The 16,153-nt window shown below is 35.2% G+C and carries 13 protein-coding genes; 8 read left to right on the top strand and 5 right to left on the bottom strand.

What is annotated here, in order from left to right:
* Positions 1-559: 559 nt before the first annotated feature.
* The 4 genes from AAGD76_RS01845 (at position 560) to AAGD76_RS01860 (ending at position 5,055) form a co-directional block, all read left to right on the top strand.
* A complete protein-coding gene (locus AAGD76_RS01845) occupies positions 560-1,954 on the top strand; it encodes a malonyl-CoA decarboxylase (protein ID WP_341820277.1) in 1,395 nt (464 codons plus the stop codon).
* Between the two features lie 75 nt (positions 1,955-2,029).
* Positions 2,030-3,826 carry a translation elongation factor 4 gene (gene lepA / locus AAGD76_RS01850; RefSeq protein ID WP_264373826.1) on the top strand — a complete coding sequence of 599 codons (1,797 nt, stop codon included), beginning with the start codon at positions 2,030-2,032 and terminating at the stop codon, positions 3,824-3,826.
* Positions 3,827-4,407: 581 nt separating this feature from the next.
* Entirely contained in the window at positions 4,408-4,620 is a 213-nt protein-coding gene (locus tag AAGD76_RS01855; RefSeq protein ID WP_167513691.1) for a hypothetical protein, read from the top strand.
* A 60-nt stretch (positions 4,621-4,680) separates the two neighbouring features.
* Positions 4,681-5,055 (top strand): TrbC/VirB2 family protein, encoded by a 375-nt coding sequence (locus AAGD76_RS01860; protein WP_341820278.1) that lies wholly within the window; start codon positions 4,681-4,683, stop codon positions 5,053-5,055.
* Here the strand turns inward: AAGD76_RS01860 and AAGD76_RS01865 are convergent.
* Complete coding sequence (locus AAGD76_RS01865) at positions 5,031-6,029, bottom strand: pyruvate dehydrogenase complex E1 component subunit beta (RefSeq protein WP_010082654.1); 999 nt, start codon at positions 6,027-6,029, stop codon at positions 5,031-5,033. The genes AAGD76_RS01860 and AAGD76_RS01865 overlap by 25 nt on opposite strands.
* Positions 6,030-6,576: 547 nt before the next feature.
* The gene (locus AAGD76_RS01870) at positions 6,577-7,671 is read right to left on the bottom strand and encodes an ATP-binding protein (RefSeq protein ID WP_341820279.1); all 1,095 of its coding nucleotides are present in this window, start codon (positions 7,669-7,671) and stop codon (positions 6,577-6,579) included.
* 714 nt (positions 7,672-8,385) lie between these two features.
* Between AAGD76_RS01870 and AAGD76_RS01875 the strand changes: the two genes are divergently transcribed.
* The 3 genes from AAGD76_RS01875 to AAGD76_RS01885 all read left to right on the top strand — a co-directional run bounded on the left by AAGD76_RS01875 (position 8,386) and on the right by AAGD76_RS01885 (position 13,037).
* A complete protein-coding gene (locus tag AAGD76_RS01875; RefSeq protein WP_341820280.1) occupies positions 8,386-8,562 on the top strand; it encodes a hypothetical protein in 177 nt (58 codons plus the stop codon).
* A gap of 206 nt (positions 8,563-8,768) precedes the next feature.
* Positions 8,769-10,034 (top strand): MFS transporter, encoded by a 1,266-nt coding sequence (locus AAGD76_RS01880; RefSeq protein WP_264373821.1) that lies wholly within the window; start codon positions 8,769-8,771, stop codon positions 10,032-10,034.
* Between the two features lie 249 nt (positions 10,035-10,283).
* Positions 10,284-13,037: an ankyrin repeat domain-containing protein gene (locus AAGD76_RS01885; RefSeq protein WP_341820281.1), complete on the top strand. Its 2,754-nt coding sequence runs from the start codon at positions 10,284-10,286 to the stop codon at positions 13,035-13,037.
* A 71-nt stretch (positions 13,038-13,108) separates the two neighbouring features.
* Here the strand turns inward: AAGD76_RS01885 and AAGD76_RS01890 are convergent, their stop codons facing one another.
* From AAGD76_RS01890 to secG, 3 genes are read right to left on the bottom strand one after another with little or no spacing between them, the layout of a single operon-like run.
* A complete protein-coding gene (locus AAGD76_RS01890) occupies positions 13,109-13,516 on the bottom strand; it encodes a nucleoside deaminase (RefSeq protein ID WP_264719318.1) in 408 nt (135 codons plus the stop codon).
* 25 nt (positions 13,517-13,541) lie between these two features.
* Positions 13,542-15,146 (bottom strand): CTP synthase, encoded by a 1,605-nt coding sequence (locus tag AAGD76_RS01895; protein WP_341820282.1) that lies wholly within the window; start codon positions 15,144-15,146, stop codon positions 13,542-13,544.
* Positions 15,146-15,466, bottom strand: a complete 321-nt coding sequence (secG, locus tag AAGD76_RS01900; protein ID WP_264373820.1) for a preprotein translocase subunit SecG — start codon at positions 15,464-15,466, stop codon at positions 15,146-15,148. The genes AAGD76_RS01895 and secG overlap by 1 nt, the downstream gene beginning before the upstream one ends.
* A gap of 144 nt (positions 15,467-15,610) precedes the next feature.
* On the opposite strand from secG, the gene AAGD76_RS01905 reads away from it, so the two are divergent.
* The gene (locus AAGD76_RS01905; RefSeq protein WP_264373819.1) at positions 15,611-16,126 is read left to right on the top strand and encodes a gamma carbonic anhydrase family protein; all 516 of its coding nucleotides are present in this window, start codon (positions 15,611-15,613) and stop codon (positions 16,124-16,126) included.
* The last annotated feature ends 27 nt before the right edge of the window (positions 16,127-16,153 follow it).

Consider the following 16,153-nt stretch of genomic DNA (forward strand, 5'->3'; position numbering starts at 1 on the left):
CAAATGTTTAAGAAATTTACTAAGCAGAAAAAAAGACAAAGAATCCCCGAGTTAGCTAGTCTTTTACTATCTCTGTCGAGTATTGGCATTTTTTGATGTCTTGTAACGCTTTATAAGCGCGTTCAGCTTATTTAGATAAAAATCTAGATGTAGATGAAGTTTTGTAAAGACATACAGTATCTATATACTGCAAAAAATTGAACATAAGACGCCGATACATTAAGTAATCCTTACCTTTTAATCTGCAGATTGGCGAAAGCAAATACAATAGCTTCAGTTTCATGATAAGTGGGCTGGCGGAGTTTGTCAAGCAAGTTTTTTCGTTTCTACTGAATGACAGTTGTGGCTTGGGAGGTAGTGCAAGAAGTCTATTGTATTACTGAATTATTAATAATTCAGTAATAGTGCCTGCTATGTAGCTAAAAATTTCCTTTAACTTAAGCTATATGTAGCTAAAATAACTTGGGTTTACCGACAACCGTCATCCCGCTGCTTGTTAGCGGGATAACGCGGCGGTATGACCCTGACTTGCATTAGCTATGTATAATAAAGGGAATCTATGACAAAAGAATCATTGGTAAAAACTGATATAGTGAAAGTTGAAGACAAAAAGGCGGTAAGAAGCTTTTTTAAAATACTAGGTGGAGTGGCAGATGCTGTAAGATCGTGGATTGGTAACATCAGTCCTGATTTAAGCAACAGTCGCGATATCGATAGTTTAGTCTTGAAGATGAACGAGTGCTTAAATCCAAAGGGAGGGGAGGTTTCAGCACGTAAAAACGCTGTATCTCTTGGTAACTTGTACTTAAGCTTATCAGAGAAAGGTAAAATAAAATTTCTACAAACCCTGGCAGAAAAATTTAATCCGAATAAAGCGGAAATAGATGAGAAAATTAGAGAGTATAAGAAAAACCAAGATCCCGAGTTAAACTATAAATTTGAACAGGATTTAATAAAAATTCTTGAATCACCGCGTTCTAAAATATTGAAGCAATTTATTTCTTTACCAGAAGGCCTTAAGTTTATTGTTGATATGCGTTCTGACGTGCTTAAGCTAAAGAACCAATATAGAAGCTTGAATCCACTAGAAAGCGAATTAAAAAATATACTCTATACTTGGGTTGATGTTGATCTACTTGATCTTCGTCAAATCACCTGGGATTCACCTGCATCATTGCTAGAAAAACTTATAAAATATGAAGCTGTGCATAAAATTTCCTCTTGGGATGACTTAAAAAACAGGCTGGGTCTCTGTTTTGCTTTTTTTCATTACAAGATACCAAACGAACCTCTAATTTTTGTAGAGGTTGCATTGGTGGATAAGATTGCAGATAGCATTCAACACCTTTTAGATGAGTCAGTACCTTCAAATGATCCGAGTAATGCAAGCACTGCTATATTCTATTCAATATCAAACACTCAAGCAGGGTTATCTGGAATCAGCCTTGGTAATTTTTTGATCAAAAGGGTTGTAGAAAAGCTATCACAGGAGTTTAAAAGTATAAAAACATATGCAACTCTTTCTCCAATACCTGGCTTTACGAAATGGCTAAAAAACAATCTAAACCAAGATGTCACTTTATTGGGCAAACTAAATATAAAACAATCTAGTGCAGAAATTTTAGAAAGTGCAGAGCAATTAAAAACTAATGTTGAATGTATAAATGAAACTAAACAATGCATGCTTAAACTATGTGCATATTATTTACTAAAAGTGAATAATAGTAATGGAAATGCTTATGATCCGGTGGCGCATTTTCATTTAAGCAATGGTGCATCGATAAAACAATTAAACTGGATGGCGGATACTTCTGAAAAAGGTATTAGTCAGTCGGCTGGAATGATGGTAAATTATCTGTATGAGTTGCCTAAAATAGATAATAATCATGAAAACTATATGGTTAATAAAGTGATTTCCTGCTCGAAAAAAGTGTCGTCTATGTTGAAGGAGTAAATAGTCTCTTAATAAAGGATTGCCCTCACAACACTTAAAATGTAAAATGGTTCTACTTAAGTAAAATAGCCATAAATGAACAACATAAGAAATTTTGCAATAATAGCGCATATAGACCACGGTAAGTCAACGCTTGCTGACCGTTTAATAGAGGAATGTAACGGCCTTGAAGCAAGAGAAATGATCAATCAAATACTCGATTCAATGGATATAGAGCGTGAACGTGGCATTACAATTAAAGCACAGACGGTAAAACTTAATTATACGGCAAACGACGGTAATCAATATTGCCTAAATCTCATGGACACCCCAGGTCACGTTGACTTTTCTTACGAGGTAAGCCGAAGCTTAGCCGCATGTGAAGGTTCACTTTTAGTGGTAGATAGTAGCCAGGGCGTTGAAGCACAAACCCTTGCAAATGTATATAAAGCTATTGACAACAACCATGAAATAATAGTTGTGCTCAATAAAGTTGATCTTCCTGCTGCAGATCCAGAAAAGGTAAAACTCCAGGTTGAGGAAGTAATTGGCATTGACGCAAGTGAGTCAGTTTTAATATCAGCAAAAACTGGACTTGGAATAAAAGATGTACTGGAAGCAATAGTAGCAAAACTTCCAGCTCCTCAAGGTGATGTAAATGCTCCACTGCAAGCAATTTTGGTTGATAGTTGGTATGACACTTACTTAGGAGTAGTAATTTTAGTGCGAGTTAAAAATGGAGTGCTAAAAAAAGGCATGAGAATTGTTATGATGTCTAATAATGCTACATACCAGATAGATAATATCGGTATTTTCACCCCTAAAAAAGTGATGACGGGTGAACTTTCAGCGGGTGAAGTTGGTTTTATAACTGCTTCAATGAAGGAAGTAGCAGACTGCAAGGTAGGGGACACTATCACTGAGGAAAAGAGACCTTGTAGTGAAGCACTTCCTGGATTTAAAGAAGTGCATCCTGTGGTATTTTGTAGCATTTTTCCTCATAAAACGGATGATTTTAAATATTTAAGGGAAGCTCTAGAAAAGTTACATTTAAATGATGCAAGTTTTACCTTCGAGGCTGAAACTTCAAATGCACTAGGCTATGGATTTCGTTGTGGTTTTTTGGGAATGTTGCATCTTGAAGTTATTCAAGAAAGACTCGAGAGAGAGTTTGATTTAGACCTAACAGCAACTGCACCGAGTGTTATATATAGGGTTACAACACGAAGTGGTGAAATTTTGAATATTCATAACCCAAGTGATATGCCAGATCCAACGAAAATTGAAATTGTGGAAGAACCATGGATTACTGCAACCATAATGGTCCCTGACCAATACTTGGGAGAGATTCTATCTCTATGTGAAGAAAGGAGGGGAGAACAGGAGGATTTATCTTACATTGGTAACACAACAACAGCATTGTTAAGATATAAATTACCACTGTCTGAAGTTGTTTTTGACTTTTATGATCGATTAAAATCAATTTCCAAAGGATATGCAAGCTTAGATTGGGAAATTTCCAGCTATCTGGTAAGCCAAATAGATAAATTAAGCTTTTTAATTAATGGAGAGCCCGTAGATGCATTAGCCTGTATTGTTCACAAAAGTAGGGCAGAAAAAAGGGGGCGTGAAATATGTGCACGCTTGAAGGATTTAATACCACGTCAGCAATATAAAATCGCGATTCAAGCGGCAGTGGGCGGAAAAATTATTGCCAGAGAAACGATTAACCCATACAGAAAAGATGTAACAGCTAAACTCTATGGTGGAGATGTAACGCGAAGAATGAAACTACTTGAAAAGCAAAAGAAAGGTAAAAAAAGGTTGCATTCTATAGGGAACGTAAATATTCCACAGAATGCTTTTATTCAAGCTTTGAAGATAAGTGATTGATCTTAAAAGACTTCTTGTATAGTTTTTGGCAACAACCGTTAGAAACGAAAAAACTTACTTGACAAACTCCGCCAACCCCCTTATCATGAAACTGAAGCTATTTATTTATCTTCTCTGTACAGATTAAATGACAAAAAAACTCACGTATCTGGCGTCTCATGTTTAATTTTTTGCACTATGTGCACCTTATGTCTTTATCAAACTTCTACCTACATAAGCTGAAACGCGCTTATAAAGCGTTTAAAACATAAAAAAACGCCAACTTAAAAAATGGATAGTGAATAACTAGCTACCCTAGGGTTTCTTTTGCCTTTTTTTCTGTTTAGTAAATTTCTTAATGTTTCTAATTTAGATTAGTTGCGGTTTAAAAGCAACTGAATCGCGGTTATTAAGCATTTAGAATAAAAAAACGCCATACTTGAAAGTATAATGTAAGTAATTAGCCAACCACGGGGCTTCTTTTGCCTTTTTTTTCATTTGGTAAATTTCTTAATGTTTATGGCTAAACGACAACCGTCATCCCGCTACTTGTTAGCGGCTGAGATACCGCGGCGGTATGACGTAGGACTGCTGTCATCCCAGTGCTTGACACTGGGATCCAGTTGAGCTATTTCAACAAAAATACTGCATTTGAGATGAACGTTCCAGACTTATTTATAAATATAACAATTAAAGTCTGGATTCCAGCGTCAAGCACTGGAATAATATCGTTTACTATGTCTATATTACAATATTTGTGCAGTTGTGTGTCAACTACTTTTGTGGCACCGTTTGTTATTCAATCTTTATGCTAGTTTTACTAAAAATTATAGTATTTTAGGTATAATTGCAATATCTAAATTTAAGGTATAGAGATGAACCCTAGGAAAGTTTTTAATATTCTTTTTATAGTATTATTTATTTCTTTTTCTCATGTTGGGAGTGCTGCCGCTGACACTAATACTGATACAACTGCTCAAGTAATATGTAACATTATTGGCTACGTTTGGGGAATAGGCGGACCGCTTATGACCGTAGTGATAATAGGTGCAGCTTTGCTTGCGATATTTGGTAGAATGCCATGGCCAGCTCTTTTTGCACTCGGTATATTTTGTGCTGTATTTTTCGGTGCTAAAACTATCGTCATAAAAGTAATGGGTGGTATAGGCGGCACTGGAAATACTTCTTTGATGGACCAATGCGGAACAGGAAACACAAAAAAGAACTATTTTTTTCTAAAACAGACCTGATGCACGGCTTCAACTATATCTTCCACTTGCGGTAATGCTTTTTTTTCTAGATTTGCAGCGTAAGGTAAGGGGATGTCCTTGCCAGTTACACGTACAACTGGAGCATCAAGGTAGTCAAATCCTTGTTCCATAACAACGGCTGACAGCTCTGCTCCTATTCCTGCAAATGGCCATCCTTCTTCTACACTAACTAACCTATTAGTCTTCTGAATAGAGTTAATAACAGTTTGAGTGTCAAGTGGTCTTAAGGTTCTGAGGTCAATAACTTCAGCTTCTATACCTTTACTCGAAAGTAAATCTGCTGCATTTAAGGCATCCATTAATTTTAATGAAAAAGCAGTGATAGTTACATCCTTTCCTTCCCGTATAACAGCAGCTTTGCCTATCTCAAGTAGATAATCTTTGTTTGATAGCTCAGAGTCAGAAACTTCATGCTCATGTCCATAAGCTATTTCGTTTTCTAGAAATATTACCGGATTAGGGTCACGAATTGCAGCTTTAAGCAGACCTCTGCAATCTGAGGCAAAATAGGGTGCTATTACTTTTAACCCCGGTATATGCGAATACCAAGCTGCAAAGCATTGAGAATGTTGTGCAGCAACTCTTGCTGCAGCGCCATTTGGTCCACGAAATACTATAGGGCATCCAAGTTGTCCGCCTGACATATAATTTGTTTTTGCTGCGGAATTCACAATTTGGTCAATAGCTTGCATAGAAAAATTAAAAGTCATAAACTCGACTATTGGCTTTAATCCAGCAAATGCCGCTCCAACAGCAAGGCCAGCAAATCCATGTTCGGTAATAGGCGTATCAACTACTCTGTTTTCTCCAAACTCTTTCAGTAATCCTTTCGTTACTTTATAAGCACCATCATACTCTGCAACTTCTTCACCCATGATAAGCACATCAGAGTCGTTTTGCATTTCTTCTCTAATTGCTGTGCATAAAGCTTCTCTTACACTTAAGGTTGCCATTTATAAACTTTTATAGACTTTAACTAAAGTAACTATATCGGAATTACTGGGGGTAAGTAAAGTGTACAAATTAAGTTTTACAAACATCATGACCAACTCATTCCAAAAAAAAAATCTTCTCACGCTTGCTGGTTTTGGTTGCTAAAAATGATTGTATTGCTTGTGTTTTTAATAATATATACTGCTAAGTTAATAATAATTCACTTGGGAATAACAGAAAAATTCATGATAATTTTATATTTCAAATAGAATAAAATCCTTTTTATTGATACTGTCTTTTTTTGTAAAAAACATTCCTAACTTTTCCACCACTTTTTCTGGCTAAGGTCAGTATGACTTTTGCTTGAAATAACTGTTTATATGGTGCAATTTACAGCTTTTAGTTGCTAAAATTATAACTCTTAATTTAATAATTTTAATCCAGTAAGCTTTCAGGTTAATAAAATTAAATTATTTGAGTAAATGCAATACCATGTCTTTATTTGTGGGTAATAATAAGAATAACGAAGGTTGGCTCAACTACACTTCTATAATTTCAATTTTTATGTTAATGCTGTATAAAAGAAGTTTCTTTTGTCTGTGTCCACTTGTTTGAACCCAACCTTCTTTCTTGTTCGGGACTTAACACGTGAAGCGCGTAACTGAAATCTTCCTCACTCACTATAAGCCGTCTTTGCGCACCAGCGCTAATTTTTGCTTCATTCACTAATTGCTCTAACTCAGCCCCAGAATAGCCTTCAGTCTTGTCTGCAATGTCTTGGAGGCTTAGCTTTTCATCAGTTTTTGTACCTCGCATATAAAGTGCCAATATCTTTTGTCTCACCTCTATGTTTGGATTAGGGACATAAACCTTCTGACCTAAACGTCCAGGTCTAATAAGTGCTGGATCTATACCACCGATAAGGTTAGTTGCACCAATTACTATTATATCTTTTCTGCTCTTAAATCCATCTATTTCAGTTAACAACTGTGTTAAACTCTCTCGACAATGGTAAGCTGAGTTATTAGCGGTACTTCTTTTTTGTGCAACTGCATCTATTTCATCTATAAAGACTATACAAGGAGAATATTTTTTTGCTATTTTAAAAAGCTCGCGTACAGCATGTGCACCATGACCAATATATACTCCAATAAGTTCAGGACCTGAGATGCTTATGAAATTCATATTTGATTCACCTGCAATTGCACGAGCGATAAGTGTTTTACCATTTCCAGGAGGGCCATATAATATGTAACCTCTTAGTGAATTAATACTTTTATTTCCAAACAGCTTGCGCATTTCTTCTGTCATTTGGTCACAGCAAATCATCTGCAACCGTTGTTTTAAGGAGTCATCAATTATAGCATCAGCAAATGTTATTCTTTTATCATCTGAATTAGCTAATTCTATCGATATAGGCAGCTCTACTTCCTTTAGTTTGCTGAATACTTGATCATATACAAACCAAACAATAAAAAGGAGAACGACAAGTAACACACAAGGCATAGCTTCACTAACATAATGTGCAGCTAACTCATACCCTTTACTAAGCAACATTGTATGCATATAGGCAAACAAAAAAGCGATAGAGACAATAGTTGCCACGCATAGTAAACAGATTGAAATTCTTTTTAGTAATTCTGAAATTTCAATTTTTTTCATCTTAATACCTTATACCAATTTTAAACTAAGAATAATTTTATCTAGCTTACCTATTTTAGCTTGATTAGAGCGTTCAGAAAAATTATCAAGTACGTACTTTATTAAATACTAAAAACAATATATCACCATATTGTCACATACATCTTTAAAGTTTACCAAATTCATTTTCAAAAAACAAGATTTTATTATTAACCCGAATTCTGGATTAGATTTTAGGTAAATTATTGAAAGTCTTGAATTTTACTAAATTAGTAACTAGTCTTAAAATGCTTACTGCTTTATCGTAAATGCTAAAACAATAAGCTATTGATATTCTTGTTTTTTTTAATCTCCAATCCAGAATTCGGGTTAAAAACGCTAACTTGTATCTTCAAGAAGTAAGACATAATAGCTCTAAAATGTCTTGCAAGGAAAGGTAAAGCTGAACGCTAACTTATGCCAGAAAAATACCGTCTTGTTTGCCTTTTTGAGTAGTATCATCTTATTTTTCCTGTAAATTTTGTTTATAACGCCTAAGATTTACGATATTTTAATCCCGGTAGAATATCTTATAAAATCAGATTATATGTTATACCTATGGAAATAGATAACTTTCAGCAATATTACAACCAAGAAGAAATGAAGACAGTAACATTAGCTCAAATTTATAAAGACTTGGTAATAAAGATATTCGATATAGCCACAAGCAAAATGTAAGCTACTATTAATGGTATTATGGAAATAGCACCAACGATACCACCTACTATACCTACTACCAGAGGTGACGGAGTAGTAAGGCTTAATATAATAAGTGGGAGAGATATAACTGATAGTATTATAGAAATTACACCTACTGTTTTCAGAAGAGATAGAAATCCTTTTGAATCTAAGTGTTCTTTTTCCCTTAAATAATATAAAGAAAATGCTTATACACATTATAGCACAAAGTATTACTGCTGCTATTTTTATTATAGCTGCTGCTATAAGTGCTGCTAAATAAGCTATATTCATTGCAATTATCACACACCATAATAAAAAAGTCAACTCCATATGTTTAGGTTGTAAAATCCCAAAAAGCAGCCAGAATAGAATAAGCAAACATTTACGAATTGAATTTAGTGCAAACAAGGGTGTTGATATCAACCATACTCTGCAGAATCGCAATATGGTATGACTACATGCTTTTTATTGATTTGATTAACATAATCAGCAGAGAGTTTTGTTTTGCAAAAGATGTCTACAGTAACATACTGCAATTATTTGGAATTGTAGGGCTAGGTGCAATTGTAAGGCCACTTGGTGCATTCATATTTGGTCACGTTGGTGACAGGTATGGAAGGAGGATAGCATTAATAATTACTATCTTGCTAATATCGATACCATCAAGTCTCATTGCATTTATTCCAAGTCACAATCAAGTAGGTATAATTTCTACTATATTGCTTCTTGCAATCCATATAACACAAGGAATTGCACTTGGTGGTGAACAAGGAAGTTCTGTTTATCTTATAGAGCATTTATCCAGTAGGAAAGAGAACTTAGGGATGTATTTTGGAATGATGGGTTTTGGTCGCTCCATTGGCGTCTTGCTTTCTGCGGTGATAGTGATTATCTGCAAAAAAACTACTGATTTTTGTACCTGGGGTTGGAGATTGCCATTTATTTTCTCAGCTATTTTAGGATTAATTAGCGCGTATAGCATATACACATTGGGAGAAACTCCAGCATATGAAAAAAATCGAAAACAAAGAAATTTACCTGATTTGCCAATAATAGAGCTTATAAAACGCCACAAGAGAGCTCTTATACTTGCTATTTTAATATCTGTACCTGTTAATGTTGCTGTTGGATTTACCATATTTCTTCGAACTCTCGCAAAGGAAATAGCATCAGTGGATGTTTATGTAACAACATATATCAACGAAATTGTATTGATTATAACCAGTGTATTAATGCCGATATCTTCAATAGCGTTTGGAATGTTGGCTGATAAAGTTGGAAAAGAGCGCACTGCAATCTTATTTATAGCAATTACAATGGCACTGTGTTGTCCTGCGTTATCTATTGCATATTACTATAAAAATTATCTTGTGATTGCGTTGAGCGTAATGGTTCTCTCTATAATAGAAAGGGGTATAGTTCCCATAGGAATAGTTGCATCTGAACTCTTTCCTACCAATGTTAGATTTAGTGGTGTGAGCTTATCACGCAATATCTCTTATGCGTTACATGGAGGATTTACTCCTATGGTTTGTATTTGGTTGACTGTAACATTTCCTCAAACAAACCTTGCTGCTGGGCTTTATATAGTCTTCTGCTTGTTGATCAGTGTGGTAGCAATATTGCAAATAAAACCGCAAGATAAGAAATTTGATTGGTCTTAGTTTTCTCTTAAGTGTGTATTCTCCTAAGTTGAAAAAAGGTGTGAAAAATGCGCTAATCTCGCTAAATGAGAAAATTTTATTGCGGAAAAATTAGAACGATCAAAAACACATGCCATGATAAACTTTTTTATGCGTAACACTAATTTCTTATTCTATTCGTCTAAAAAAACAGTATTTCCAACTGTAAATTTAAGTCTTTACAAGCGTCACAAATATAGTATGATATAAGTTAGGCTTTATAGAAGGTATATGGCAACAAATACAGAAAATAATAATAGAATTAATATAGTACGTGAACAAGCAGGAAATGCTGTTCATTCAGATATTGCTTACTCAGAAAGAATACAAAAATCAGTAGAAAATGAAGCATTGTGTGATGCGTGGTCTGATTTTGAGTACTTTGAAGATGTGTTGAGAATAAAAAACAGCACCGATAGGGAAAACAGAATTAAGCAGCTTATCAAGGAAGATTTAGATATAAATGCTACAAAAAATGGCAAAACTATTCTAGACGTTGCTATAGAAAAAAAATGCTCATCAAAAGTTATAAGTTCATTAATAAGCAATGGCAGTAGGATTGATACTATAGATGCTAGCGATCGTACTGTACTGCATAGATCTGTTAGGAATGAAAATAGAAAAGTTGTTGAGTTGTTTTTAGAAGCTAATGAAAAAGAAGTGTCTCAGTACCTGGTAGCAAGGTTTTTGCCATTGTCTATGTTATGTCAAAAAATAGAAGTAAATGCTAAGGATAATGATGGTTGTACTGCTTTGGATTATGCTCAATATGGCAGTGAAATGTATAGCTTGCTGCAAAAATATGGAGCACAACATAGTGAAAAGTTTTTATACTCACGCAACCTTAATATAGGGGAATTAGATTTAAATAAACTTGTTTCTGACCATAACTACTGCTTTGATGTGCTTACAAAAGCATTAGAGATTGAGGACAGATGCGAAAAGGAAGAGGTTATAGATTGGTTGCTAAAAAATGGTGCTAACATTAATGTTAATAAAGGTGATCAAGCCCTACTGAGTGTTGCAGCTGAAAAAGGTGATGTTGAAAATGCTGTGCTATTGCTTGAAAGGGGAGCACATGAAGGAGTAAATTCTCAAGATGCTGAAGGAAGAACGTTATTACTAAATGCAATTATTCAAGATAAGTTGGGCCATGCAAAATATCTCATAAAACAAAGAGTTAACGTTAATATACCAGATAATAATGGAAATAGCTCACTACACTACGCTGTTGTCAATTTTATTAAGCAGCGCTTAATTGAATGTGATGAAACCTATACAGCTGACGCTACTTTTTATGATTTTCTTAAGAATGGTGCAGATCTCTATATCAAAAATCATGATAACCTTACAGCATTTGAATATGCTTTTCACGCAAGAATAGCTCCTAGGGAAGCTGTTTATTTATTCAAGCTATATATAGAAAGAGGTGATCAGAGTGAAAACATGCAGTTAGTAAAAAATTTCAAATTGCCTTCTGGTGAAACACTATTGGAGTATTTTTTCAACAATAAATTATTTGATAGTGCTCAATCTTGTATAGATCTAGGAGCAAATGTTTCGCATAATGGGTCATCTTTACTGATACAAGCTCTTCAGAATCGAGATATAAAAGGTATCGGGTTTCTTTTACGAAACAGAGCAGACATTCCAAATAACGCAAACATTTCAAATAATAAGAAAAACTGTAAGTTGTATTTCCAAGTAGCGGTTGGATGTGTAGCGATGTTTTCGCTTGGTATGGGAGCTGCAGCCACGTTTACTCTAATTAAAATGTCTCCGCTAGTGTTAGTAATAGTAGCTGTGACCTTCTTTTTGACTGCAATAGCATCTATGTCTCTGTTTGTATTATATAAAAAAGTAAAAGGGGAACGCAAACACGAGGTAATTGTTAATAATGCTGTATTTAACATAAGTCTAGAAGAAGCAGCTAATGATTTGTTTAGCGGGTTATCAACTATAGCAGAAAGAGGAGCAGAAGCAGGTGCACTATACCTGGAAGTAAAGGAAAAGACTGAAAGTGTAGCTAAAAAAATGACATCCAAAAAGGAATTAATTGAAGCAAGATTTCAAAATATACAAGAAAATTTCATTAATAAGTTAAGTAATTTTGAAGAACTTCAAGGTGCTAGAGATTCTAGTACTTTAAAGAAATTCTATGCTGCTGTTAAAGATGTTCTAAAGATACGCTCCAGCATTCCTATTTCCAATTTACATCTATTATCGCTTGTTTACCATTTATCATTGGAAGTATCATATGCTATTTTTCAGGCAATAACTGATCCAACTCTTGGAAGTACAATTTTAACTGCCATAAGTGAAAGAAAATTGCCTGAAGGTAAGCAGTGGGCTAAGGTATTAAAAAATACAGTACCAAACTTAATAAGAAATCAAGAAGTTGTGCGGAATGTTATAGTACCAACTCTTACTGATATTTTAAAGAGCCTATCAGAATCAAGAGAAGAAAGAAAATTTATAATCTATACTCTGGTCTGCCTGAAAGAAGTGATTGATGAAGTTTATACGACATCGGTACAAGAGTCATTGTATAGGATATTAGGAGTAGAACTTGCAAATAGTCTAAATGGTATGGTACAGGCAATAAGTAACCTATTAGGCTGCTATGGACACGAAGAAGTAGAACGTGCAAGAACCGCAAATGAGTTAGATTACAGAGTAGGTAAACTTACACCTGAAGAAACGCAGCAATTCGTTATAAACTTAGGAGAGAGAGTAGGATCTCTCAGGGAGTTTGAGGGTCGAGTTACAAATAAACAGTCAATTAGTAAATTGATAGATTATTGTTTGGACCCAAAACTGAATGATAGGGAAGCAGCCGCAACACTATTAAATTATATACTCACATGTACTGAAGATGGTCGTTATTTGGCCGCTGAAGCTGGTACTAATAATAATTTATCTAGCAACTCTAATGTTGTACTTATTACGCACGTGTCAGCAAATCGATCTGCACAGTTAGACTAGAGGCGGCTATATGGAAAAAAGTGAAGATAGTTTCAGAGATAAGCAAGCAAATGACAATTGATAGACTTAAACTATGTTCTCAATTTCTCAAAAAAATCCTTTAACAAAAAAGAGCATTCTGTTTCTAATATTCCACCATAAACTTCAGGTATATGGCTGCAAAATTGAAATATCTTAGCACCATTTTCAATTCCTCCACCTTTTGGATTATAAGCTCCAAAGTACAATCGTTTAATTCTGGCAAAGGAAATAGCTTGAGCACACATCGGACATGGTTCTAATGTTACGTACATATCAGCATCACAAAGCGTGGAAGTTGAAAATGCTTGTCTGATCGCTAACATCTCTGCATGCGCAGTTGGATCGCTGGATATATTGTGTGCAGAAGAAATGATATTGTCTCCACTCACTATTACAGCACCTATGGGCACCTCATCATTTTTTTGAGCGAGTTTGGCTTGCTCTATGGCAAGCTCCATATATTGATACTTAAACACTAGGCACTTATTTCTTATCAATTGCTGCTTTAACGAACGACACGAAAAGAGAATGAGGAGAAAACGGCTTTGATTGAAATTCTGGATGAAACTGCACACCAATAAACCACGGATGACTCTCTAACTCCACTGCCTCTATGCACGTTCCATCTTCTGATATGCCACTGCATAGCAGCCCATTTTTTTCCAAATCATCTTTATAATCTGAATTGATTATGTATCTATGCCTGTGTCTTTCTGAAATAGTAGTGTTACTATATGCATCCATCATTTTAGAGTTTGCATTTATATTACATTTGTATGCCCCAAGTCTCATGGTTCCACCAAGATCGTCATCTTGATCGCCAGCTAACTTAACGATTGGATGTTTACAGTTACGAAATTCTTCAGAGTGTGCATCTTCAAGCTTAACAACATTACGAGCAAATTCAATAATTGCAAGCTGCATACCAAGGCAAATTCCGAAAAATGGGATATTATTTGTACGGGCATAATTTATTGCTAATATTTTACCCTCTACTCCGTCATCACCAAACCCCCCTGGAACAAGGATTGCATGAGAATTCTGTAATTTCTCTCCTATAAGTTTTTCATTTATAGGTTTTTCTTCCTTCTCTCTTGAGTTAACCCAATTTATCTTTACTTTGACTTTATTACTAATCGCACCATGATTTAATGCTTCAACTAGTGATTTATATGCATCAGGGAATTCGGTATATTTTCCCACTATAGATACAGTAACTTCTTGTGTTGGGTGCCTTATAGAATGCACTATTTGATCCCATTCAATCAAGCTTGGTTTTGGCTTACTTAAATGAAAGTGCTCCAAAATTTGCGTATCAAGCCCACATTGGCTATACAACACCGGTAACTCATATATATGACTCACATCAGGAGCAGGTATCACATTGGATAAAGAAACATTGCAAAGCTTAGCTATTTTCTCTCTTTGATTATCGAAAATTTCTTTCTCACTGCGGCATAATATAATATCTGGTTGTAACCCCGCGGAATTTAACTCTCGAACTGAATGCTGCGTTGGTTTTGTCTTTAATTCTTGCGCTGCAGTAAGATATGGTATTAAAGTTAAGTGAATAAGGATAACTCTTTGTTTTCCTAATGTGTAGTTAACTTGACGTATAGCCTCCAAAAATGGTTGGCTTTCAATGTCACCTACAGTTCCGCCTATTTCACATATTACAAAATCTAAACCTTCCGTACCATTAAAAATGAACGATTTGATCAAATCTGTCACATGAGGAATGACTTGCACAGTTTTGCCCAGATAATCACCACGCCTCTCTTTCTTCAATAACTCATGATATATCTTACCAGTTGTTATATTGTCATCTTTTGTTGCTTTAATTCCAGTAAAACGCTCATAATGCCCAAGATCCAAATCAGTTTCAGCACCATCCTCGGTCACAAATACCTCTCCGTGCTGAGTTGGGTTCATTGTCCCAGGATCAATGTTGAGATACGGGTCAAGTTTTCTGATACGGATCTTAAAACCGTGAGCTTGAAGAAGCGCACCAACGCTTGAAGCAACTAAGCCTTTACCAAGCGACGATACAACTCCACCTGTAACAAAGATAAATTTAGCTTCCTTCATTAATTTTCAAATGGAACAGAAGTAGGTTCACTTTCTTGCTTTTTTTCTAATATAATTTTCTCTGCGATCGATTTTTTATGTACGTCTTTTGAACATAATCCTGACAATAGCAATGTATTTATAATAAACAATCCAGCAACAATAGCCGTTACTCTGCTGAGCGGGTTTTCAGAAGATTTCACTGGAATCATCGAGTTGACCCCCTGTTGTGTATTACTAAAACCACTTAACGAACTACTCCCAGGTGGCTGCAAGAGCACTAAAATTACTAACACAACAACCAATATTATTTGAAATATACTTAATACCGCTACTGACATTATAGATAGGGCTGAAAATAAAAATCTTAGCAGTACAAAGCACGTAAGTCAAGAACATCTGTCATCCAAGTAGTTTGAAATCTAAGTATGTATTTACTGCTTACCTTATTTTGATTAACATATGCATAAGACTTTGGGCTTAATATGTATCACATTTTAAAATACAAAGATTATGAACCAAAAATAGACGAAAGTGCTTTCATCGCAGGTGGTTCGCATATCATAGGCAAGGTTGAAATAGGAAGAGATGCAAGCATCTGGTTTAATTGTGTAATCAGAGGGGACGTTGGATCAATAAAAATAGGTAATGGAACAAATATTCAAGATGGAACGGTAATTCATGTGGATAGAAACCCAGGTGGTGACACAATTATTGGCAGTATGGTAACAGTGGGACATTTTTGTATGTTGCATGCATGCACGGTGCATGATAAAGCGTTTATTGGTATGGGCTCTACCGTGATGGACCATGCAGTTGTGGAGCCTGAAGCTATGGTAGCTGCTGGCTCACTGGTAACACACGGAAAAGTGATAAAAAGTGGGGAAATATGGGCTGGCAGGCCAGCAAAGTTCTTCAAAAAGATGTCGAATGAAGAAATTAAACATATTACACAATCAGCACAAAATTATATTATGCTAATGAAGGAATATAAAAACTGAAGTTCGCGTCAAGTGTTTTACTTGACA

The sequence above is a fragment of the Wolbachia endosymbiont (group A) of Cydia strobilella genome (assembly GCF_964026745.1).
GTDB lineage: Bacteria > Pseudomonadota > Alphaproteobacteria > Rickettsiales > Anaplasmataceae > Wolbachia > Wolbachia pipientis.

Bases quoted from the DNA above. Each gene is read 5' to 3' on its own strand.
- AAGD76_RS01885 (WP_341820281.1), top strand. From the start codon at position 10,284: ATGGCAACAAATACAGAAAATAATAATAGAATTAATATAGTACGTGAA.
- lepA (WP_264373826.1), top strand. From the start codon at position 2,030: ATGAACAACATAAGAAATTTTGCAATAATAGCGCATATAGACCACGGT.
- AAGD76_RS01875 (WP_341820280.1), top strand. From the start codon at position 8,386: ATGGAAATAGCACCAACGATACCACCTACTATACCTACTACCAGAGGT.
- AAGD76_RS01845 (WP_341820277.1), top strand. From the start codon at position 560: ATGACAAAAGAATCATTGGTAAAAACTGATATAGTGAAAGTTGAAGAC.
- AAGD76_RS01870 (WP_341820279.1), bottom strand. From the start codon at position 7,671: ATGAAAAAAATTGAAATTTCAGAATTACTAAAAAGAATTTCAATCTGT.
- AAGD76_RS01890 (WP_264719318.1), bottom strand. From the start codon at position 13,516: ATGGAGCTTGCCATAGAGCAAGCCAAACTCGCTCAAAAAAATGATGAG.
- secG (WP_264373820.1), bottom strand. From the start codon at position 15,466: ATGTCAGTAGCGGTATTAAGTATATTTCAAATAATATTGGTTGTTGTG.
- AAGD76_RS01860 (WP_341820278.1), top strand. From the start codon at position 4,681: ATGAACCCTAGGAAAGTTTTTAATATTCTTTTTATAGTATTATTTATT.
- AAGD76_RS01905 (WP_264373819.1), top strand. From the start codon at position 15,611: ATGTATCACATTTTAAAATACAAAGATTATGAACCAAAAATAGACGAA.
- AAGD76_RS01895 (WP_341820282.1), bottom strand. From the start codon at position 15,146: ATGAAGGAAGCTAAATTTATCTTTGTTACAGGTGGAGTTGTATCGTCG.
- AAGD76_RS01865 (WP_010082654.1), bottom strand. From the start codon at position 6,029: ATGGCAACCTTAAGTGTAAGAGAAGCTTTATGCACAGCAATTAGAGAA.